The organism is Streptomyces sp. NPDC046727 (assembly GCF_040645635.1).
In the GTDB taxonomy this organism is placed as follows: Bacteria; Actinomycetota; Actinomycetes; order Streptomycetales; family Streptomycetaceae; genus Streptomyces.
This window is the reverse complement of sequence record NZ_JBEYYR010000069.1, coordinates 1-19,414: the sequence shown is the minus strand read 5'-3', so window position 1 is coordinate 19,414 and position 19,414 is coordinate 1. Positions and strand designations below refer to the sequence as shown.

General features: G+C 70.9%; 21 protein-coding genes and 1 pseudogene. 6 read left to right on the top strand and 16 right to left on the bottom strand.

From position 1 onward, the window contains the following. Positions 1–114: 114 nt before the first annotated feature. Positions 115–453 carry a hypothetical protein gene (locus ABZ937_RS42055; RefSeq protein WP_361700769.1) on the top strand — a complete coding sequence of 113 codons (339 nt, stop codon included), beginning with the start codon at positions 115–117 and terminating at the stop codon, positions 451–453. Positions 454–666: 213 nt separating this feature from the next. Here ABZ937_RS42055 and ABZ937_RS42050 read toward each other — a convergent pair whose 3' ends face one another. Both ABZ937_RS42050 and ABZ937_RS42045 read right to left on the bottom strand, forming a co-directional pair. Continuing rightward, a complete protein-coding gene (locus ABZ937_RS42050) occupies positions 667–1,212 on the bottom strand; it encodes a hypothetical protein (RefSeq protein WP_361700767.1) in 546 nt (181 codons plus the stop codon). A gap of 126 nt (positions 1,213–1,338) precedes the next feature. Continuing rightward, positions 1,339–1,833, bottom strand: a complete 495-nt coding sequence (locus tag ABZ937_RS42045; protein ID WP_361700764.1) for a hypothetical protein — start codon at positions 1,831–1,833, stop codon at positions 1,339–1,341. A 39-nt stretch (positions 1,834–1,872) separates the two neighbouring features. Here ABZ937_RS42045 and ABZ937_RS42040 point away from each other — a divergent pair, with 39 nt between their 5' ends. Genes ABZ937_RS42040 through ABZ937_RS42030 form a run of 3 tightly spaced genes read left to right on the top strand, consistent with a single transcriptional unit; the run spans position 1,873 to position 3,060 of the window. Beyond that, positions 1,873–2,049 carry a hypothetical protein gene (locus ABZ937_RS42040; protein WP_361700762.1) on the top strand — a complete coding sequence of 59 codons (177 nt, stop codon included), beginning with the start codon at positions 1,873–1,875 and terminating at the stop codon, positions 2,047–2,049. Further along, positions 2,046–2,717 carry a hypothetical protein gene (locus ABZ937_RS42035; RefSeq protein WP_361700759.1) on the top strand — a complete coding sequence of 224 codons (672 nt, stop codon included), beginning with the start codon at positions 2,046–2,048 and terminating at the stop codon, positions 2,715–2,717. The genes ABZ937_RS42040 and ABZ937_RS42035 overlap by 4 nt, the downstream gene beginning before the upstream one ends. A 4-nt stretch (positions 2,718–2,721) precedes the next feature. Continuing rightward, positions 2,722–3,060: a hypothetical protein gene (locus ABZ937_RS42030; RefSeq protein ID WP_361700756.1), complete on the top strand. Its 339-nt coding sequence runs from the start codon at positions 2,722–2,724 to the stop codon at positions 3,058–3,060. Between the two features lie 158 nt (positions 3,061–3,218). On the opposite strand, the gene ABZ937_RS42025 is transcribed toward ABZ937_RS42030, so the two are convergent. Continuing rightward, positions 3,219–4,274 (bottom strand): M4 family metallopeptidase, encoded by a 1,056-nt coding sequence (locus ABZ937_RS42025; RefSeq protein ID WP_361700753.1) that lies wholly within the window; start codon positions 4,272–4,274, stop codon positions 3,219–3,221. A 250-nt stretch (positions 4,275–4,524) separates the two neighbouring features. Between ABZ937_RS42025 and ABZ937_RS42020 the strand changes: the two are divergent. Further along, positions 4,525–5,088, top strand: a pseudogene (locus ABZ937_RS42020) (zinc-binding dehydrogenase); the annotation flags it as partial. 313 nt (positions 5,089–5,401) lie between these two features. Here the strand turns inward: ABZ937_RS42020 and ABZ937_RS42015 are convergent. Continuing rightward, positions 5,402–6,214 carry a TetR/AcrR family transcriptional regulator gene (locus ABZ937_RS42015; protein ID WP_361700750.1) on the bottom strand — a complete coding sequence of 271 codons (813 nt, stop codon included), beginning with the start codon at positions 6,212–6,214 and terminating at the stop codon, positions 5,402–5,404. A gap of 89 nt (positions 6,215–6,303) precedes the next feature. Between ABZ937_RS42015 and ABZ937_RS42010 the strand changes: the two genes are divergently transcribed. Continuing rightward, positions 6,304–6,693 (top strand): VOC family protein, encoded by a 390-nt coding sequence (locus ABZ937_RS42010; RefSeq protein WP_361700748.1) that lies wholly within the window; start codon positions 6,304–6,306, stop codon positions 6,691–6,693. Positions 6,694–7,658: 965 nt separating this feature from the next. Here the strand turns inward: ABZ937_RS42010 and ABZ937_RS42005 are convergent. From ABZ937_RS42005 to ABZ937_RS41950, 12 genes are all read right to left on the bottom strand, one after another. Then, on the bottom strand, positions 7,659–8,657 hold the full coding sequence (locus ABZ937_RS42005) for a zinc-binding dehydrogenase (protein WP_361700745.1): 999 nt from the start codon (positions 8,655–8,657) through the stop codon (positions 7,659–7,661). Between the two features lie 181 nt (positions 8,658–8,838). Further along, a complete protein-coding gene (gene egtA, locus ABZ937_RS42000; RefSeq protein WP_361700742.1) occupies positions 8,839–10,119 on the bottom strand; it encodes an ergothioneine biosynthesis glutamate--cysteine ligase EgtA in 1,281 nt (426 codons plus the stop codon). Between the two features lie 174 nt (positions 10,120–10,293). Beyond that, complete coding sequence (locus ABZ937_RS41995) at positions 10,294–10,599, bottom strand: FCD domain-containing protein (RefSeq protein WP_361700739.1); 306 nt, start codon at positions 10,597–10,599, stop codon at positions 10,294–10,296. Next, on the bottom strand, positions 10,500–10,853 hold the full coding sequence (locus ABZ937_RS41990; RefSeq protein WP_361700736.1) for a GntR family transcriptional regulator: 354 nt from the start codon (positions 10,851–10,853) through the stop codon (positions 10,500–10,502). Before ABZ937_RS41990 ends, ABZ937_RS41995 begins: the two co-directional genes overlap by 100 nt. 80 nt (positions 10,854–10,933) lie before the next feature. Then, a complete protein-coding gene (locus tag ABZ937_RS41985; RefSeq protein ID WP_361700733.1) occupies positions 10,934–11,095 on the bottom strand; it encodes a hypothetical protein in 162 nt (53 codons plus the stop codon). A 432-nt stretch (positions 11,096–11,527) separates the two neighbouring features. After that, complete coding sequence (locus ABZ937_RS41980; RefSeq protein ID WP_361700730.1) at positions 11,528–12,343, bottom strand: DUF427 domain-containing protein; 816 nt, start codon at positions 12,341–12,343, stop codon at positions 11,528–11,530. A 22-nt stretch (positions 12,344–12,365) separates the two neighbouring features. Beyond that, the gene (locus tag ABZ937_RS41975; protein WP_361700728.1) at positions 12,366–13,379 is read right to left on the bottom strand and encodes a 2-oxoglutarate and iron-dependent oxygenase domain-containing protein; all 1,014 of its coding nucleotides are present in this window, start codon (positions 13,377–13,379) and stop codon (positions 12,366–12,368) included. A 20-nt stretch (positions 13,380–13,399) separates the two neighbouring features. Further along, positions 13,400–14,242 (bottom strand): alpha/beta hydrolase, encoded by an 843-nt coding sequence (locus ABZ937_RS41970; protein WP_361700725.1) that lies wholly within the window; start codon positions 14,240–14,242, stop codon positions 13,400–13,402. Between the two features lie 32 nt (positions 14,243–14,274). Continuing rightward, a complete protein-coding gene (locus tag ABZ937_RS41965) occupies positions 14,275–16,254 on the bottom strand; it encodes an ABC transporter ATP-binding protein (RefSeq protein ID WP_361700723.1) in 1,980 nt (659 codons plus the stop codon). Further along, positions 16,251–17,087: an ABC transporter permease gene (locus ABZ937_RS41960; protein ID WP_361700774.1), complete on the bottom strand. Its 837-nt coding sequence runs from the start codon at positions 17,085–17,087 to the stop codon at positions 16,251–16,253. Before ABZ937_RS41960 ends, ABZ937_RS41965 begins: the two co-directional genes overlap by 4 nt. A 5-nt stretch (positions 17,088–17,092) precedes the next feature. Further along, positions 17,093–18,049 (bottom strand): ABC transporter permease, encoded by a 957-nt coding sequence (locus ABZ937_RS41955; RefSeq protein ID WP_361700720.1) that lies wholly within the window; start codon positions 18,047–18,049, stop codon positions 17,093–17,095. A gap of 3 nt (positions 18,050–18,052) precedes the next feature. Then, positions 18,053–19,303 (bottom strand): ABC transporter substrate-binding protein, encoded by a 1,251-nt coding sequence (locus tag ABZ937_RS41950; RefSeq protein WP_361700772.1) that lies wholly within the window; start codon positions 19,301–19,303, stop codon positions 18,053–18,055. Positions 19,304–19,414 lie beyond the last annotated feature (111 nt).

Here is a 19,414-nt window from a genome sequence, read left to right as displayed (position 1 = left end):
CGGGTCAGGGTCGCGCGCGTTCAGCCGTCCGGTGACGTGGGCGACGAGTGGTGTGCCCGGCCCGGCGCGGCGCTCCGCACATTCGCGCCCTTCGCTCCGAGCAGGAGGCCCCCCTTGCACCCGATCCGACTGATCTCGTTCGGCTACCTGCACCTTCCCACCGGCCCGGACGGCTCCCCCGTCCCGCCCGCCGCCGACCGGATCGAGGACGTCCGCGACCGGCTCCGCGACCCCGCCGCCGCCCGCGACATCCTCGACCTCGACGGCCTCAACCCCCGCGTCCAGGACGTCGTCCTGAACACCCCCGGCGCCCGCGAACTGCTCGTCAACCTCGCCGACCTGCCCGCCGGCCCCCGCCGCATCGCCATCGGATGTGCAGGCGGCAGGCACAGAGGTGTTGACCGGGCTAGCGGGCGACACGCCGGGTGCGGGCGCATCCCCCGCATGGCCTAGTCGGTAGACGTTGTGCATTCGAACGATGAAGGAGCGCAGCGGAGTTGGACGCAGGATCTCGTGACATCCAGTTGATCGCCCTGCCGCGCTCGGGGTGGGTGGCCGCGGGCATAGGGGCGGTGCCCTGGCTGGTCGTCGATGAAGAGGGAAGGGTGGTGGAGCCGATCCGATCGAGGACACTCGTGCGTGGATCCGGGCCCAGGCTGCCGGACGCTACCGGTTCAGCCGGCACCAAGCCTCCGGTGTCAGCCGCTCAAGGAATCGTTCACGGCGACGTGTTGGGGTGTCGAGGGCCTCGCGCGCCTCGTCCCTCAGCGCGTTGAGTTGTCTTCCGCATTCGGTGTGCCTGGCTACTAGGCCAAGCACGGTTTCCTCGGCCACTGGCGAGCTGAGAGCGGCGATGTCATCGAAGAGGAACACGACCGTGGCGCTGTGGTATCTGAACTGGTCGGCGAGATAGGCAGGGCCATGGAGGTCAAGAGTGAGTAGCAGCTTGAGTAGATCTTCTCCCTGCTGCCGTCCTGCCCTCGCTATTGCCGCTGCTTCAGGCAGATCATCCTCGACAGTGTCCAGCGCCCGCAAGGCCGTATTGTGCGCTGTCCCTGCAAGGTCGAGCCACTGCAGATACGTCTCTAGCCGAGACTGGCTCCGCCAAAGCATGTGCTCAGTGCGGGACTGCAGCCGCGTGGCGAGGTAGGTCACCCCTCCGACAGCAACTGCGGTTACGCCCGTCACTGCGGAAGCCACGACAGCGGCCACGCCCTGATCCACTTGTCCCCCCGGTGCAAGGCACTCGAATCGGAGTCTCTTCTGTGTGGCCCCGAAGAACCTGGAGATCCTTCCCCGTTTGCTGACCACTCCATCGTGGTCCATGGACCGCGTGGCTCAACGAAGGATCTCGTCGCGCTCGGTACGCCGCAGCGCATGGAACGCCTCACGAATGAGTAGATCGCGGGCAGAGCGGTACTCCGTCCCCTCGTCGCGGATCAACGCTGTCCGCGCAACGCGTCGCATCACATTGCAGATGTCATAGCCGGCCGCGTCATCCGGATACAGCTCAACCTCCAACACCGCTTTGGCCCGTTCAAGATCGGCAGTTTTTGGCGTGTCGATCTCGTCAGCTTCAACGGCGCGACGAGCCGTCTCAGCGGCACGAACGAACTCCGCAAGGACAAGCCGTCGGTTTGCCACATCATTCGCCACGCGCTGAGCCTTGAGAGTCTCCTGGACGGTCTGAAGCAGGGCGTCTGCCTGCCGGTCACCCGCATGCTGAGCGGCAGCGGCCTGACGGTGGCCTGCACTCCGCGTGAACCAGCCGGTGACGATGCTGCCTGCGAGGGCTGATCCTGCGGCGATCAACGCTATTCCCAGTTCACCCATGCAGGCAGTCTGACGTCCACAGAGCCGGGTGGGTACCTCTTGATCGTTTTCTTAGTCCCGAAAAGGGCCAGCGGTCTTACCGAACTCCTGGCCCGCGAACTCCGCGACCGCGGCCGCGAGATCGTAGTCGAGCACCTGCACGTCCATCTGCCGCGCGTCCTCAAGACGCCCGCCGGCCCCCGCACCGCCAACGCCGAGAAGGAGACCGCCCGATGATCCGTCGCTTCCGCCGCTGCGGCCACGCCCCCGGAGCCCTCACCCCCGAGGACCAGGCCGTCGTCGACCAGTTCCGCGCGATGCTCGCCGCCGTACGCGACCCGGAGCCCTGGACGCCCGGCCGCTCCCAGGACGTCGCCGTGCGCGTCGGCCCGTTCATCGAGCGCGCGCACACCCGGCCCGGCGACGACCACGGCACCGAGATGATAGCCGTGGCCCTGGTCCACCCCGACACCCCGCACGCCGCGGCCTACCGCCACGGCCGCCAGCTCGGCTACACCGAACGGGGCTGGCTGCGCTGCGAGACGACCGTGATCCTTGGTCTCTGGCAGCCGGCCTACGCGATGCTCACCCACGCTGCCGCCAACCTGCCCCTTCCCGACGACGTCGGCATGGGCCCCGCCCACTACGGCGTCCACGTCGAAGCCCGTCGCGCCGACGGCACCGGCTACACGCTGCTGCGCCTCGGGCCCTACACCCAGACCTGGCTGGCCTCTCGCGACGCCAACCGCCTCAACACCGAGCTGGAAGGCCGCGCCGCACTCGTCATCCCCGGCTTCACCGTCACCGCGAAGGACTCCGAGATCCACATCAGCGACCACGACAGCTACACCGACCCGCACGGCGCCGACATCACCGCGCTCCTGGCCGACGCCATCGCGGGGTGAGCGCGTGACCTCGGCTCTGTACGAGATCGAGACCAGCGAGGGCGACGACGGCACCCTGCACCCCGCCGAACAGATCTGGACGCCCTGCGCCGACGGCGCCGCCCACCACGGGTTCATCGCCCACCAGGGCCTGTTCGTCGCCGGGATCGACGGCGGCTCCGACGACGACCTCTACCCGGTCGGCTTCCTGGTCCTCGGGCATCAGCGATGGGCCGCCGGGCCGGCCCCCTTGCGCGAGGAGTTGGTGCACGCGGTCACCGACCGCGCATCGGGTGCAGGACAGCTGGGCGGACTACCTCGCGGCCTGCACGGACAACGACGCGGGCTCGGCAAGGGGCCTTGAAGGACCACCGATGGCTGGTGAACGCTTGGAAGAGCAAGGTATGCGGGCGGTCCTACGGCGACCCGCCCGCATGGGTCGAGGAGTCTGGGGCCGACGCCGGTGAGCGGCCGGGGTCGGTGCGGGGCATCCGCGCCCTTCGGCCGGCCGATCGCCCAGCACTACGAGGCGGGCACTCCTACCGACGACCATGCCTTGAGCACGGCCTGGAGCTCGTCTCCCTCGCCGAAGAGCGTCCGGGCTGAGGCCGCTGTCAGCCGGGCGAAGGCCGCGAAGTCAGCGTCGCTCGCCAGCTCTCCGCCGGTCAGCGTGGCATACCAGATCTTTCCGGCACGCTCCCAGGCGTTGCCGCCGAGGTCGGTGGCCAGCCGGTAGAAGGCGTGGTTGGGGATGCCTGAGTTGATGTGCACGCCGCCGTTGTCGCGGCTCGTCCGGACGTAGTCGTCCATCGTCGCGGGCTGCGGGTCCTTGCCCAGCACGTCGTCGTCGTAGGCCGTGCCGGGCGCCTTCAGCGAGCGCAGAGCCTCGCCCTGGTTCACGTTCGGTCCCAGCAGGCCGGCTCCGATCAGCCAGTCGGCTTCCTCGACGGACTGCCCCAGCGCGTACTGCTTGATCAGCGAGCCGAAGACGTCCGCGACGGATTCGTTGAGCGCGCCCGACTGGCCGTAATACTCCAGGTTGGCCGTGTACTGGGTGACTCCATGCGTGAGTTCGTGGCCGATGACGTCGACCGAAATCGTGAAGTCGAGGAAGACGTTGCCGTCTCCGTCACCGAAGACCATCTGGGAGCCGTCCCAGAAAGCGTTGCCGTACTTGTCGCTGTAGTGGACGGTGGCGTCCAGCGGCAGTCCGGAACCGTCGATGGAGTGCCGCCCGAACACCTTGAGATAGAAGTCGAAGGTGGCGCTCAGCCCGGCGTCGGCGCGGTTGACGGTGGCGTCCTTGGACGGTGCGTCGCCCTCCGCGCGCACCTTATGGCCGGGCATGGTCTCGCGGTGCCCGGCGTCGTAGATCGTGCACTGCGGTTTGTCCGAGGCACTGCCCGCAGGAGCGGCGGTCCGCAGTGTGGTGACCCGTCGCCGAGTGCGCAGCACGTTGTCGTGCTCCAGGGTGCGCCGGGCGGGCTCGAAAACCATTGGGTCCTCCGACTGGGCGAGCCGGTCGAGGATGTGCGGAGGCACGATGGTGCAGAACACCGGATGGATGGCATGGCTCATGGCATCCAATCTGGCACCGCACTTGCGCACCCTTCCCTGTTTGGCAGCAGAGTTAGCCATTTCGGATGGGAGGTCACCCTCTTCGGAGGACACGACTCGAGGTCTGTGCCATCCACGCTGGCCCGGCGATCCGGTGGGCCACAGGGGTGCCGGGGCGGTCCAGGGAGAGGCGGATCAGCGGGGAGAGGCCGGCGGAGCCCTGAGTTCGCGCGGGCACCGCCCGCATGTCAGCGGCTACCCCCGAGCGTGCGCCGACGGCCCCGTCGACGGCAAACTGGTGCTGGTCAACGGCGTGCTCGGCGGGGTCGGCTCGCTGGCCGCCCAGCTCGCCCGCTGGGGCGGGGCCACGGTCATCGGCACTGTCCGACGCGGCACCGAACTGGACAGGATCGATCCCGAGGTCGTCTCCCACGCCGTCGCCCTCGACTCGGGCGACCCCGCCGCCGCGATACGCGCCCACGCACCCGGCGGCGTGGACCGGATCATCGAGGTCGCCCTGTCCGACAACGCCGACCTGGACGACGCCGTCGCCGCGAACGGCGCGGTCATCGCCGCCTACGCCACCCGTGACGACCGCACCGAGATCCCGTTCTGGACCCTGCTTTTCAACAACATCACCCTGCGCCTGCTCGGCAGCGACGACTTCCCCACCGAGGCCAAACGCCAGGCCGCCCGCGACCTCACCGCCGCAGCCGCCGTCGGCGCCCTCACCGTCGATGCCGGTGACCGCTTCCCGCTCATCGGCATCGCCAAGGCCCACGACCGCATCGACGCCGGCGGCCGCGGCCGCGTCCTGATCGACATCCCCCAGTAGAGAGACTCTGGCGGGAGTTTCGTTGAACTTGGCTCGACGCTGACAAACACAGCCCCAAGATCCGCTACAGAAAGCTACTTGTCACTTCGCCGTAGCTTCGGGACAACAGGGCCCTGGTCCCCGTGGTTCAGGGAAACTGATGGCCCTTCAGCGCGAACCCGCGGGTGCGACCCCTGCTTCTGGGCGATGAGCCCGCGGTTTCGCACTCAACTCGCTTGGCTGATGAGGCTGTTTGCACCACCCTGTGCTCGGAGAAGAGCCAGACCTCCTCACCGAGTTCCCCAGCCGGAGTATCGGCGACAGGTGCGCCGACTCACGGGGCAATGGCGTCGTGCCGGTGCGGTGAAGTCGATGTCTTCGCGTCTCCGCTTCGGTCGATCAGGGCGGCGAAGGCGTCGAGGACGCGTTGCAGGCCGAAGGAGTAGGCGTGGGCGGGGTCGTAGGCACTGCTGTGTGCGGCGCCTGCGGCTGCGCCGACGCGGACGGCAGTGGGGTAGGCGTTCTCGTCGAGGACCCGGGCGAGGAGCGGGGCGTTCAGCTCCCACCATTGTTGGTCGTTCAGGGCGCTGTCGTGCTGTGCGGCGCGGACGTCGGCGACGGCGCGGGCGCATGCTTGCACGAAGGTGAGCAGGTGGGTCAGGCAGTCATCCATCTCGACGTCGCTGAGGCCGAGGCCGTCGAGCCCAGACAGTTCGTGCTCGTACTTTGACATCTGCCCCGGCCCCAGCGGAGGCCTGACGGTGGAGACGGCCGCGGCCCATGGGTGGCGTTCGAAGAGGGCCTTGTTCTCCTCGGCGATAGCGGTGACGCGTTGACGCCAGGGCTGTCCGGTGGTGTCGGTGCGGGGCATGCGGGCGTAGGCGGTGTCGAGCATGAGGTCGAGGAGCTCGGCCTTGCCGGGGACGTAGGTGTACAGCGTCATCGGCACCACGCCGAGTTCCTTGGCCACCCGGCGCATGGTCACCGCGTCCAGGCCTTCAGCGTCGGCGATGGCGGTGGCGGCCTCGACCACCGCGTCGACGCTCAACCCCCGTCGTGGTCCTCGGCGACGGTCAGGGGAAGAGCCGCGCCACAGCAGTTGCAGGGTGCGGGCTGGGTCGCCCGAGCTGGTTCGTTCCGTTGGCACGCGGGTCATCCTCTCGCAATCGGACTCTGTACGATGTACATTGTACTGCGTACAGAGAATGTGCTCAGTGCGATCTTGGAGGAGTTTTCATGAAGATCACCTCTAGTGCCGTTTCGCTCAACGTCGCCGATGTCCCCGCATCCAGCGCCTTCCTCGTCGAGCACTTCGGTTTCCGCGAGGAGATGGCCGCCGACGGCTTCGCGTCTCTGACGCGCGACGACGCCGGCATGAACGTCATCTTCTTGCGGCGGGGGCTGGATTCCCTCCCGGCAGACCAGCGCGACGAGCACGCCGCAGGTCTGATCCTGGCCTTCGTCGTCGAGGACCTCGAAGGCGAGCTGGCGCGCCTGCGCTCCGAAGGCGTCGCGATCACCATGCCGCTGACGGACGAGGAGTGGGGTGAGCGCGCCTTTCAGGTCCGCGACCCCAATGGCGTCATCGTCCAACTGGTCGACTGGAACGCACCCACCAGCCACTGAGACAACCGGCGCCGCCTCCCCAAAGCGATGACGCCCGGTCAGGGCCACAGCGGCGCCGCGAGGGGAGGCCCTGAGCTGTTGTTGAGCCCCTCAATCAAGTAGAGAACGCGAGCGGCTCTGGAGATTCTCGATTTTTCGAGGAGCCCCAACAGGGCCGCCCTCGGCGGCCTGCTCCAGCAGGGCCCGTGCGGAATCCGCGTAGCGGATCGCCGTCTTCTCGTCCAGGCCGAAGACCTCGGCGAGGTGGAGCGGGTGAGCAGGTGGGAGTTGGCGGTGTTCGGCCAGCGCCGACGCCGGTAGTCCAGCCAGGCCGGCAGCATCTGGTGGGTGAGGTCGTCCATGGGGCGGGTGCGTCCGGTCAGCGAAGTGGAACGGGAGCTGTGGGCCGGGCTGGGCCTGGGGGCATGAAGCCCCCGCATCAGGTGCCCCTGACACGCGCGTTGGCGGACGGCGCACCACGTCGACCACTGCCGCGCCTCTCGGCCGGCTGTCCATCCGCACGCGTCTGATCCCTGCCGGCCCACCCCCACCGGTCGTCTCGTTGTGGCCTCTCCGACCGACCGCGGCGCCGAGGGCCCGCTGCCCGCGGAGGAACCGGTCGTCGCCGAGAACGGCGGCTCCTTCGGGGCCCGGCGGGTCGCCGACCGCGCGTGGTCGTGGCCGAACGGCGGGTGTAGGCGGAAGCGCGCGGCTGGTCGCTGCGCGAGCCCGTCATCGCCCCCGGCCCGCAGCGCGGGGACGTCGGCACCCCCCGACCTGGCCGACAAGTTCGCCCCTGCGTGCGGCACGGCGCGATCGACGACTTCAACGTCACGCCGTATTTCATCCCCGACGGCCCCGACGGCCTGCTCGGCCCGGAACTGCTGGAACCCGGGATCCGCCGCACCGAAAGGAGCCCGCCGCACCGGACCGGCACGGGTGCCCTGGTCGTGGGTGCGGCAGGGCGGGAGAACGCTCCGCCCGGCTCAGCCCGCGGTGTGCCCCGCGAGGGCCAGCACGGTCTTCCCATGGGTCCGCCCGGCCTCGTGGCGCCGGTGGACCTCGACGACGTCCGACGACGAGACGACGGTCGGCGGGACGCGGGCCAGAGCTCCGGAGGCGAGCGCGGACAACGCCGTGGACAGGTACTCACCGATGGTGGCGGGGGAACGGCGGGCGACATCGCCGATGTTGTATCCGGCGAGGGTCCTGTTGTTCTTCCACAGATCCCAGACGTCTGCAGTCCAGTCGGTGTGACGTCCGAGGTCCCCGTAGGTGACCACCCGGCCGAAAGGAGCCAGTACCTCCAGGCCGGCGCGCCGTACCGGGCCGCCGACGGGGTCCAGCACCAGGTCCACCCCACGACCCACGGTGGCCTCCCGGACCGCGTCCTCGAACTCGTCCCGGACGAACAGCGCGTCGTAGCCCAGCCCGGCGGCCAGCTGTGCCTTGCTCCCGGTGCCGACCGTGCCGAAGACCCGCGCGGCACCGTACGCTCGCGCGATCCGCGCCGCGGCCGAACCGACTCCCCCGACCGCCGCGTGGATCAGGACCGTCTCGCCCGCGCGCAGCCGGCCCGCGTCCATCAGCACCCCGTAGGCCGTCGGATACACGCACGGCACCCCGGCCGCGTCCGCAAGCGGGAGCCCGCCGACGGGCCGGACGAAGTCCGCGTCGGCCACGGCGAACTCCGCATATCCGCCGAAGGCCGGAAGGTAGGCGGCAACCTGCTCGCCGACCACCGGGCCCGTCACCCCGCTGCCGAGTGCCGCCACCGTGCCGGAGACCTCAAGCCCGGGCACGTCGTAGCCGCCGGGGCCGTCGGGCTCGCCGAACTCACCCCGGCGATGCTGTACCTCGGCGAAGTTCACCCCGGCGTACGCGACCTCGATCAGGACCTGACCCGGGCCCGGCCTCGGGGTCGGCACCTGGATCTCCTCCAGGACCTCCGGTCCGCCGTTCGACTTGAATCCGTATGCACGCACGTGGGTGGGGTCCTTGTCCGTTCGATCGACGACACACGGGCCGGAGGACACCCCGGCTCTCGGGCTCCACAGGTGTCCTGACGGCCTGGAACTCTTCTTCGGCAACAGCACGACGCGCCTCGCCATTCCACTCGGAGCGGCCCCCGCCGCATCGCGATCGCGGCAGCGCGGTTCGTCCGCGTCACCGCCGGGCCCGGGGCCGTACGGACGGGTCCCGGTCAAGCACGTCGTCCGCCGGGCAGCGGCCGCGGTGGACGTAGCGGTCGGCGTAGGCCGCGACGGCGTCCACGACCCTGGTGCTCGCCCCCAGCCGGGGCAGGGCGTCCAGTGCCGCGGCGAAACAGGTCACGGCGGCGCGCTTCAGCTGCGGGTCGGCAAGGCCGTGGCGCGCCGCGTCCGTCCACAGCGGATTGTGCGGCGGGGGAGCTCCGGCGGCCCGCTCGGCCAGCGGTTCCACCGCCCCGTTCGCGAGCGTGGCGGCAGTCGGGTCGTCGAACAGGGCCGTGACCACCGCGAGCGGAACGATCCACCCGTCCTCGCCGGGCTGCGCGTCGATCATCCGCAGTTCCAGGTGTCCGCGCGGCCTGACGGGCGGAAACAGCGTGCTGATGTGATAGTCGAGGTCCGCGTGGGTCGGGGGGCGCATGCCGCGCGAGCGGGTCCATTCGCGGAAGCTCACTCCGTCCGGCACCTCCCAGGGGCCGTCCCGCCGTATGCACATCAGCGGTGCGTCGAGGACCCGCCGGACCCAGGCGCGGCGCGGGTCGTGGGACAGCAAGGGCCCGCCGGCCCGTCCCGGGTCGAGTTCCGTCCACATCTGTTGCCGCGTCGACAGCCAGCCCGTGGCCCGGCCTTCGGCCATGGGCGAGTTCGCGAACGCCGCCACCAGGACCGCACCCAGGTGGTGTGCCAGCCACCAGCGGCGCGCGAATCCCATCACGCCGGGTTCCTCCCGTCCGGCATCAAGACACACCTGGACGGAGGCCGAGCTGCACATCAGGATCCGACCCGCCGGACCCGTACGGTCCAGACACGCCTCCATCGCGTCGTAGCGCGGCTCTCGCAGAAACCGGCGGGGCGGATTCCAGGGATCGACACCCATGCCCGCGAGTGTCAGGCCGAACTCGCGCAGCGCGGTACGCACCGCCTCGAGATCGGCGGAGACCTCCGAGACGCACCGGGTCAGCGACGGGGCCGGCCGGGAACTCAGCTCCACCTGCCCGCCGGGCTCGACGCTCAGCCCCGATGTCAGCGGCAGGGTCCGCAATACGGCGTGGACCGCTTCCAGCTCTTCGCGACCCACGGAGTCGTGCGGCGCACGCTCCCTGTGGACGAGCCATTCCACTTCGACACCGACGCTGCGTGGCGGGCCAGTCCTGAAGCAGATTCCCTCGACCAGCGCCTCCGCCTGGTGTTCGGTGACAGCAGCACCATCAACGCCGCACTCCGGTGGAACCGACATCCGGGAGCCTCCTGAGCCGCCTCAGGGCCGTCGGGGATCCGACGTCCGGTACGCGTACCGCTGCGCCTGCTGCAAGCGTCCGCCGTCCCGACCTGTCATGACAAGAGCGCGTTTGCCGGACGACTGGCCATTCGGCAACCGGCAACGGGCGACTCGGGCAGTTCCCGTCCGTCCTCAGCCCGCCGGTGGCTCGCCCCCGGTGTCCCGGCGTACCTTCTGCCGGATACGCGTGTCCCGGTCGTGCTCATGGCGTTCCAGCATGCGCAGCCGGGCCATCTCGGGGTCTCCATGGCGGATCGCCTCGGTGATCGCCCGGTGTTTGGCGAGGGTCGCGTCGAAGGTGTCCTCGACCGTGCGGGTCTGCCACGGTGCGCTGGTCTTCACCTGGGCGTCGACGGTGTGCAGCAGGGACGAGACGGTGGTGTCCAGTCGGGCCAGGTCGACCGGACTGCGCCGCAGTGCCGCCGAGGAGGCGAGCAAGGCGTCGAGCGCGGCGCGCAGTTCGAAGAGGTCGGGCAGCTCCTCGTCGGAGCGTTGCCGTACGGCGAAACCACGCGGGTGCCCACCAGGAGTCCGTCGCGCTCCAGCAGGGCCAGGGCCTCGCGCACCGGCGTGCGCGAGGCCGCGAACTCCTCGCTCTGCGCCAGCGGGACGAGGGAGGCGTCCTGTGGGTCACGGCCGGAGGTGAGCCGGTGTCGTAGCTCGTCGTAGACCGTGTTACTTGTGCTCTTCATCCGTTTCCTCGTCGCGGGGCAGCCTGCGGAACGGTTCGCGGGTATCGCTCCGGACCATGCCCGACATCCCCGGGCCGCGGTCAGCCCCGGCCCTCGGCCGCGTCGGCCTCTTCCGGCCCGGCCACCAGCGGCAGCGCCGCGTCGGCCCGCCGCTCCGCGAGCGAGCCGTCGTAGAGGAGCACGCCGTCGATGCCGATCTCGTGCAGGGCCAGGGCGAGTCGATACGGTCGCTGTCCACACAACTGGCTCGGTCGGCAGGCCGGTTGGCAGAGCCGTCGGGAAGAGAACGATCAGCCGGTCGTCCGGCGCGGCGCGGCGGCGGGTCAGAGGCTCCGGCGACGGCGTGGCGCGATGGAAGCACACGGACCGAAAGCTGTCAGCGGGGCGCCCGCGTCAGCACGACACGGAACCGCACCGGACGAACTCACTTCGTTTGTACAGGAGTTCACGCACATCACGGCTGAGCCGCACACCGGCCACCTCGCCTTTGACGGGGGCAGCCATGGCTCGGTCGGGGAATTCGGGTCAAGGTTGTCCGAGGCGACAGGGACGGCGACCGGGCCGGACCGTTCTCCGGCGACGGGCGTGGCTGCCGGCTGCGCCCCGGGCCCGTCGTGGTGTGCCGGACGTGGACCGGCGCAGTCAGTCGGGACGGATGCGGCGGTCCGGTACCGTCATGCCTGCGGTCTCTCCGAGAGCGTCCTGGTGAAGTGTGTGACGGGGCGTTCCTGGGGTTCGCCGTCGACGGTGATGTCGACGGCCTCGTTGTAGAAGGCGAGGAGTCCCTTGATCGGGCCGACCGCCGGCAGCGGGTCCGGGTAGCTCCAGACGACGTTCGCCGGGATGTCGGACTCGCCGCGCCAGGACCAGTACTCCGCCGTGCCCTTGTAGGGGCAGCCGGTGTGGTGGTCGGTGGGTTCGAGCAGGTCGAGGCGGACGTCCTCGCGCGGGACGTAGTAGCGCGTGGGCAGGCCGGTCTCGAACAGCAGCACGGGGCGGTGGGTGTCCGCGACGACCGTGCCGTCGATCTGGACCACGAGGTGGCGGCTGCTCGGGATGGCGTCCACGCGTTTGTGCGGGTCGCGGGGGTGGACGAAGATCTCTTCCTCCTCCTCGTACCAGTGGTCGAGGCCCCGGCCGGTGCGCCGGAACCATTCGAAGGCGATGTGGTCGGCGAGGTCGGCGGCCGGGAAGGTCCAGGCGGCGTTCTCCAGCAGGTCGCCGTCGATGTCGAGGTCGTAGAAGATCCGTGAGCCGGTGTGCGTGCCGGTCGGGGGGTTCTTCGCGGGGCGGAGCAGGTCCTCACGGACCTCGGTGCGCGGGAAGGCGTACAGCGGGACGGGGACACCCGGCTCCCAGACCAGGACGGGGTGCCGACTGTCGACGACCGTCACCTCGCCCTTGCGGCCGCGTACCCAGCGCTCGCTGGGCTCCCACAGGATGCCTTCCGGGGTGGTCCGCACGGACTGTGCGGTGGGGAACGTGGTCATGAGCTGCTCTCCTCCGGCCGGCTCACGCGCTGACTTGCGCGACGTAGGGGCGGTTCTCGCGCCAGGCCGCGAGCTGCTCGGGGCGGCCGAACACGCGAAGGTACTCCTCGACGTTACCGCTGGCCCGCTCCCACACCGAGACGGGTTCGAAGTCGGAGCCGTCCGGGTCGGCGAACTCGGGCAGCGGTGCGACGACCGTGTCCAGGCTCGGGTGGACGAAGACCGCGGAGGAGCGCCGGGTCACCGAGCCACCGGCCACCACGCGGTGCCGCCCGGGACGCAGCCGGCCCTCCGTCCAGTTGGTGAGCAGGGTGCCGGTGAACACCTGGAGGGCGTCCGGCCGGATCGGTACGGGGGTCCAGGTGCCGTCGGGACGCTGACCCTGCAGGCCCGCGTAGTCGCCCGCCTGGTGGAGCACGGTGAGCACGGAGCTGTCGGCGTGTTCCAGGAGGAGGAGTTTCTCCTCGTCCGACGCGCCTGCGTGCGGCCACTTCGGGTAGTTGTTGACGACCACCGTCGTGTAGACGTCCTCGCCGAGCGGGAAGGCCTGCGCGGGGACGTCCAGCACGCGCGCGTAGAGGCCGAGGACGCGGCGGGCGACGTCCACGAAGGCGTCGTGGTAGCGCTGGGTGGCCGCGCGCAGCCCGGGCTCCTGCGGCGGCCAGACGTTCGCGTGCTCGTAGAGGGAGGCGTGTTCGGCAGACAGCCCGGCGGCCCTGGCCGCCTCCGTGTCGTCGTACTGGGCGATGCTGAACCGTTCGAGCTCCAGGCGACCGAAGTCGTCCGGCCACTGCCGCCAGCCGCGGTAGGGGTGTCCGGTCGGGCTGGCCAGTCGCTCCTTCTCCGCGCGCGGCAGGTCGAGGACACGGCGGAAGCCGTCGTCGAAGCCGGCGATCACCTCGGTGGGCACGCCGTGGTTGGCCACCTGGATGATGCCGATGGTCTCGGCGGCGGTGCGCACGGTGGCGAGCAGGTCCTCGGGGGCGTCGGCGGCGAGGGCGGCGGCGAGATCGATGACGGGGATGTCGTCCGACATTGCTCAGGCTCCTTCGGGGTTCAGTGGGTCAGGGGTCGCAGGGCGTCCGCGAGGGACTGGGGGTCGGCGTGGACGGTGACGATGTCGCCGTCGGGTGCCTGGGCGCGGAATCGGTCGAGGGACGCCGCGTCGAGCGGGCCACCTTCGGTTCGGATGAGCAACGGGGCCTGGACGGTGGCGAGTTGCTCCCAGAGCGTCTCGTCGTCTAGGGCGGTGGGCGCGTCGGCGGGCAGGCTGCCGAGGTGGTGGCGCCAGGACCAGGTGCCGTCCGCCGCCTGCTCGGTCTCCAGTTCGGCGGTGCGGGCCGGGTCGGTCGCGCCGCGCTCCTCCAGCCAGGCCGCCGCCTCGTCACGGGTGGCGAACTCCGGGCTGGGTTCGGGCCACAGCCGCAGGCCGGCTGACGATGCGCCGGGCAGCGCGTCGACGAGGACGAGGCGCCCGGCGCCGCGCGGGAACTTCGCCTTCAGCGCGATCGCGGCCAGCCCGCCGAACCCGGCGCCCACGACGGGCACGCCACCCGGCGCGAAGGAGCGGACCGCTTCCTCCAGCGTGGCCGCCAGCCGGCGCGGGCGGTAGTCGCCCCGGCCGCGCCTGCTGGAGCGGCCGTGTCCGGGCAGGTCGATGGCGACGGCGGGCCGGTCCAGGGCCAGCAGTACGTCGTCCCAGGATCGGGCGCTCAGTCCGGCGTCGTGGAGGAGGACGACGGTGGGCTTCTGCGGGTGCCAGAAGACGCCGCCGACGTGGCCGCCGGTGGCGACGGTCACCCAACGGCGCTGGATGACAGGGGCGTTCGGCAGCCCGGCGAACTCCTCGGCGGCGGTGCTCGTAGGGGTATTCGCGGTCGTAGCTGCAGTCGTGGTCATCAGGGCTCCCGGTGGTCGGGGCGGTCATGGGGTCACAGGAGGTCGGCGGCCACGCCTGGCGCGGCGGTGGCGGGGATCCCGGCGGGCAGGTCGGAGAGGTCCAGGTGGCAGCGCACGACGTGGCCATCGCCGAGGTCCCGCTCCGGGGGCGGCACGTCCTCGCACAGGCCGGTGATGCGGCGCGTACAGCGGTCGGCGAACCGGCAGCCGCCCGCTCGTGCCGGGGCGTCCGCCACGGCGGCGGGTGGGCCGGCCGCCACCGGGCGGGAGGCCGCCTCGACCAGCAGGGCGGTGTACGGGTGCGACGGACCACGCAGCACGTCGGTCGCTCGTCCCTGCTCGACGATCGCCCCGCGGTACATGACGGCGATCCGGTCGGCGAGATGGCCGACGACCGCGAGATCGTGGGAGATGAAGAGGTACGACGTCCCCGTACGGTCCCGCTGATCGGCCAGCACTTCGAGCACGGCCGCCTGCACGCTGACGTCCAGGGCGGACACAGGCTCGTCGCAGATCACCAGATCGGGTCGGCCCGCGAAACTCCGGGCGATGGAGACGCGCTGCTTCTGCCCGCCGGACAGCTGCGCGGGGCGGCGGTCCAGGAGGTCGGCGTCGATGCTGGTGCGGTCCAGCAGGGTGTCGAGGGACGCGGCGGAGGGATCTCCGAGCGTGGCGAGCGTTCTCCTCAGGACGGTGCGCACGGTGTGGCTGGGGTTGAGGGAGGCGTCGGGGTTCTGGAAGACCATCTGGATGCGCGGGCGTACCTGGGCATCCCGTCGGCTCAGGCGCGCGGGGAGCGGTTCGCCGCGCAGGCGCAGTTCGCCCTCGCCGTCGGGGCCGAGCCCGGCGACGGCCCGGGCGAGGGTGGTCTTGCCGCTGCCCGACTCCCCCACCAGACCGAGAACTTCGCCTTCGCGGATCGTCAGGTCGACATGGTCGACGGCGACGGTGCTCCCGAACCGCCGTACCAGGTCCCGCACTTCGACCAGGACGGCGGAGGACCTGTCCGGTTGTGGGCCGCGCGCCGTGCGCGCCCCTGGCCGGGCCTCCCCCGGATGCAGGCAGCGCACCGCCCGCCCCGGTACCGCCTCCGCGTCCAGCGCGGGTTCGGCCGTCCTGCACGCGTCCTCCGCCAACGCGCAGCGCGGCGCGAAGGCGCAGCCCGTCGTGGCCTCACCGGGTAGCGGCAGCCGGCCGGGGATGGGCCGCAGCGGGCGTTCGGCGCGCGTCGCGCCGAGCACCGGCACGGCCGCCAGGAGGCCCGCGGTGTACGGGTGGGCCGGGGCGGCCAGGACCTCGCTCACCGGCCCCGCCTCCACCAGCCGCCCCGCGTACAGCACGCCCACCCGGTCGCACATCCGGCCGATCAGACCGAGGTCGTGACTGACGAAGACCACGGCGGCGTCGAGTCGGCTCCGCAACTCCTTGAGCAGGCCCAGCACTTCGTGCTCGACCGAGGCGTCGAGGCCCGTCGTCGGCTCGTCGAGGATCAGCAGGCGGGGCTGTGCGGCGAGAGCGGCGGCGATGACGACACGCTGCTGCTGGCCGCCGGAGAGCTGGTGCGGGTAGCGGCGGGCGAGCCGCTCCGGGTCGGGCAGCCTTACCGTGCGCAGGAGGTCGACGACGCGCTCGGCGGTCTCGGCACGCGACAGACCGCTGCCGCGCAGGACTTCGGCCAGTTGGGTGCCGATCCGCATCGTCGGGTCCAGCGAGCCCGCGGCGTCCTGGTGGACGAAGGCGAGCCGGGACGCCCGCCATTGCCTCAGCTGCCGCCCGCTGAGGTCCAGTACGTCGGTGCCGTCCAGCCGTACGGCACCGCCCAGCACCCTGCCGCCCGGTGCGAAGTGCCGGGCGAGCGCGTACGCCAGGGTCGACTTGCCGCAGCCCGACTCGCCGACCAGGCCGAAGATCTCGCCGGGGGCCACCGTGAACGACACGTCGTACAGCACCTGGTCGGAGCCGTAGGCGGTGCTCAACTCCTCGACGACAAGCCCCTGTTCGGCCGTGCTCATGTCTCGTCCCCTGCGGCTCGTCGTGAGGTGTCCGCGACCAGGGCGACCCCGACCACCAGCGAGACGATCGCGAGGGCGGGTGCGAGGACCGTCCAGGGCGCGTTGCCGAGCCACACCCGGTTGTCGGCGACGGCGGCGCCCCATTCCGGTGAGCCCGGGGGCTGGCCGAGGCCGAGGAAGGAGAGGGTCGCGGCGGCGAACACGGCGTCGCCGAGCCGGGAGGTGGCCTCGACGTACACGGTGCGGCGGACGTTGGGCAGGATCTCGCGGCCGAGCAGCGACCACAGCGGCTCACCGCGGAGCAACGCGGCCTCGACGTACGGCTTCTCACGCTCGACGAGGGTCGCCGCCCGTACGCTGCGCGTGACCAGCGTCGTCAGCGCGGCCGCGACGACGAGGACCAGTACCCCGGTGGAGCGGCCGAGCAGCGCCGCGAACAGGACAGCGGCGATCACGGCGGGGAAGACGACGAGCGCGTCGACGATCCGCATCACCACCTCGTCCAGCCAGCCGCCCACGCCCCCGGCGAGCAGCCCGATCACGGTGCCGGCGAGGACGGCCAGCGCGGTCGCGGCGGGTGCCACTTCCAGGACGGGGCGCGCCCCGGCCAGCATGCGGGAGAAGACGTCACGGCCGAACTGGTCGGTGCCGAGCAGGTGTTCACCGCTCGGTTCCAGGAACCGGTCCTGGGGGCGCTGGACGTCCGGGTCGTACGGCACCAGGTGCGGCCACAACAGCGCGACGGTGGCCCACAGCGCGATCAGGGTCGCGCCGAGAACAGAGGCGAGGGGCAGCCGCCCCACCCGTCCCAGTGGCCGCAGCACGACGGTCACGGTGCTCAAGCGGCACCCCCGAGGCGGATCCGCGGATCCAGCAGCCGGTAGACCACGTCGGCCAGCAGCACGACCAGCATGTACAGGACCCCCAGCACCATCGCGCTCGCCTGCAGCGTCGGCAGGTCCTTGTCCTGCGCGGACTGAAGCAACAGGGCGCCGGCACCCGGGTAGTTGAAGAGCAGCTCCACCACGACGATGCCGCCGAGCAGGTACTGCAACTGGACCCCGAGGGCGCTCGTGGCCGGCACCGTGGCGTTGCGCAGGACGTGCCGGACGACGATCCGGGCGGCGCCGGCCCCGCGCAGCCGTGCCGCGCGCACGTAGGGGCCGTCGACGACGGCGATGGTGCTGGCGCGCACGTGCCGGGCAACGTAGCCGGTGCACACCAGCACAAGCGAGATCGCCGGCAGCAACAGGTGCCACAGCGTCTGGCCCAGGCCGTCGGCCCCGGGCCGGGTCTGTGCGGACGCGGGCAGCCAGCGCAACTGCACCGAGAACACCACCAGCAGGACGACCCCGGTGACGAACTCCGGTGTGGCGCCCAGCGCCAGGGTCGTGGCGGTGATCGTCCGGTCCAGCACCCGGCCGTGGTACAGCCCCGCGATCAGGCCGAGCGTGAGCGCGACGGGCACCAGCAGCACGAACGCGAACAGCGCCAGGAACAGCGAGTGGCCCAGCCGCTCCAGGAGCAGCCCGCGCACCGGCACATGCAGGGTGTACGACGTGCCCCAGTCGCCGGTGACGAAGTGCCCGAGCCAGCTGCCGTACTGCACGACGAGCGGCCGGTCGAGGCCGAGTTCGTGGTTGAGGGCGCGCACGGAGTCGTCTGACGCCTCGCGGCCGAGGACGGTGCGGGCCACGTCGCCGGGCAGGACCTGGGTGGCGAGGAAGACCAGGAGCGAGACCCCCAGCAGCGTCAGCGGTATCGCGGCGAGCCGCCGCAGCAGGAACCTGGTCATGTCTCAGACCCGGGAGACGGTGGTGAAGTCGACGTACTGGCTGGGGTGGGCCTCGACGCCCCGGAATTTGGTGCCGTTGTAGGCGCGCGCCGCGCCGCTCCAGTACGCGATGACGATCGGCACGTCCTCGTGCAGGGCCTTGGCGATGATCTCCGCCTGCTTGCGCCGTTCGGCGTCGCTGGTGGCGGCGTCGTAGGCCTCGGCGGCCGCGTCGAGGGCCTTGTTGGCGTACTTCGAGCCGTTCCAGACGCCGTTGCTCTTCACCATCGGGATGATGAACTGGCTGGGCACGGCTCTGCCCGCCCAGCCGACCAGGTTGGCGGTGGTGAACAGCCAGGGCGTGTCCTTGGCCTGGTCACCGCCGTAGAACTCCTTCGAGGACCGCTGGTCGAGGTCGACCGTGATGCCGACCTCCTTCAACTGGCTCTGGACAGTGACCGCGTAGTCCTTGTTGGGCGGGTCGAAGGTGAGCGTGAAGCGCAGGCTCTTCAGGCCGGCCGCCCTGAGCAGTTCGGCGACCTTCGCCTTGTCCTTGGCACGCTGCTCGATTTCGGTGGGCGCGGCCGGGAACAACGGGGCGAACAGGTGATCGTTGCCGAGGTCGCCGAGTCCGCTGCCGGCGGCCTGGCGGACGGCGGGCCGGTCGAGGGCGTAGGCGACGGCCTGGCGGACCTCCTTCCGGTCGAAGGGCGCCTTGTCGACGCGGAGGGTGAGAACGGTGACTCCGGTCCCCCTGACCTTGTCGACGGTGATGCCCCCGCTGTTGCCCAGGGGTTCGACCAGCGCCGGGCGGCTGAGGAACTGGGCGTCGATGTCGCCGGACTGCAGGGCGACGAGGTCGGCCTGGTCGTCGGCGTAGAACTTCACGTCCACCCCGTCGAGGTAGGGCCTGGGGTTGTCCCAGTACTTCGGGTTGCGGACGAAGGAGGCGCCGGTGGAGACGTCGTAGGACTTGAGGGTGAAGGGGCCCGTGCCGATGCCGTGCTTGGCGAAGTCGCCGGCGTAGTCCGCCTTGAGGATCACCGCGTTGTAGTTGCCCGCCGACACCAGGAACGGGAAGTCGGAGAAGGGCCGTTCGAGGGTGAAGACGACGGTGGAGTCGCCCTGGGTGCTCACGCCGCCTGCCTTGAGGACGGTGTCGAACGCGGACAGGGCCGCCGACTTGTTCTTCGGGTCGAGCAGCCGGTCGAAGGAGGCCTTCACCGTGGCGGCGTCGAGCTTCGTGCCGTCGGAGAAGGTGACGCCCTCGCGCAGGGTGAAGGTCCACTTCCGGTGAGCTTCTGGACCTGCGGCTGGGCGCTGCTGACCTACCCGCTGTGGTTCTGGGCGTTCCCGGCCTACGCCGGCCAGGGCGGGCTTCAGCTG

Coding starts and splice junctions, on each gene's coding strand:
- ABZ937_RS42045 (WP_361700764.1), bottom strand. CDS start 1,833: ATGGGTGAACTGGGAATAGCGTTGATCGCCGCAGGATCAGCCCTCGCA.
- ABZ937_RS42035 (WP_361700759.1), top strand. CDS start 2,046: ATGATCCGTCGCTTCCGCCGCTGCGGCCACGCCCCCGGAGCCCTCACC.
- ABZ937_RS42025 (WP_361700753.1), bottom strand. CDS start 4,274: ATGAGCCATGCCATCCATCCGGTGTTCTGCACCATCGTGCCTCCGCAC.
- ABZ937_RS42010 (WP_361700748.1), top strand. CDS start 6,304: ATGAAGATCACCTCTAGTGCCGTTTCGCTCAACGTCGCCGATGTCCCC.
- egtA (WP_361700742.1), bottom strand. CDS start 10,119: ATGTCGGTTCCACCGGAGTGCGGCGTTGATGGTGCTGCTGTCACCGAA.
- ABZ937_RS41990 (WP_361700736.1), bottom strand. CDS start 10,853: ATGAAGAGCACAAGTAACACGGTCTACGACGAGCTACGACACCGGCTC.
- ABZ937_RS41980 (WP_361700730.1), bottom strand. CDS start 12,343: ATGACCACGTTCCCCACCGCACAGTCCGTGCGGACCACCCCGGAAGGC.
- ABZ937_RS41975 (WP_361700728.1), bottom strand. CDS start 13,379: ATGTCGGACGACATCCCCGTCATCGATCTCGCCGCCGCCCTCGCCGCC.
- ABZ937_RS41970 (WP_361700725.1), bottom strand. CDS start 14,242: ATGACCACGACTGCAGCTACGACCGCGAATACCCCTACGAGCACCGCC.
- ABZ937_RS41965 (WP_361700723.1), bottom strand. CDS start 16,254: ATGAGCACGGCCGAACAGGGGCTTGTCGTCGAGGAGTTGAGCACCGCC.
- ABZ937_RS41955 (WP_361700720.1), bottom strand. CDS start 18,049: ATGACCAGGTTCCTGCTGCGGCGGCTCGCCGCGATACCGCTGACGCTG.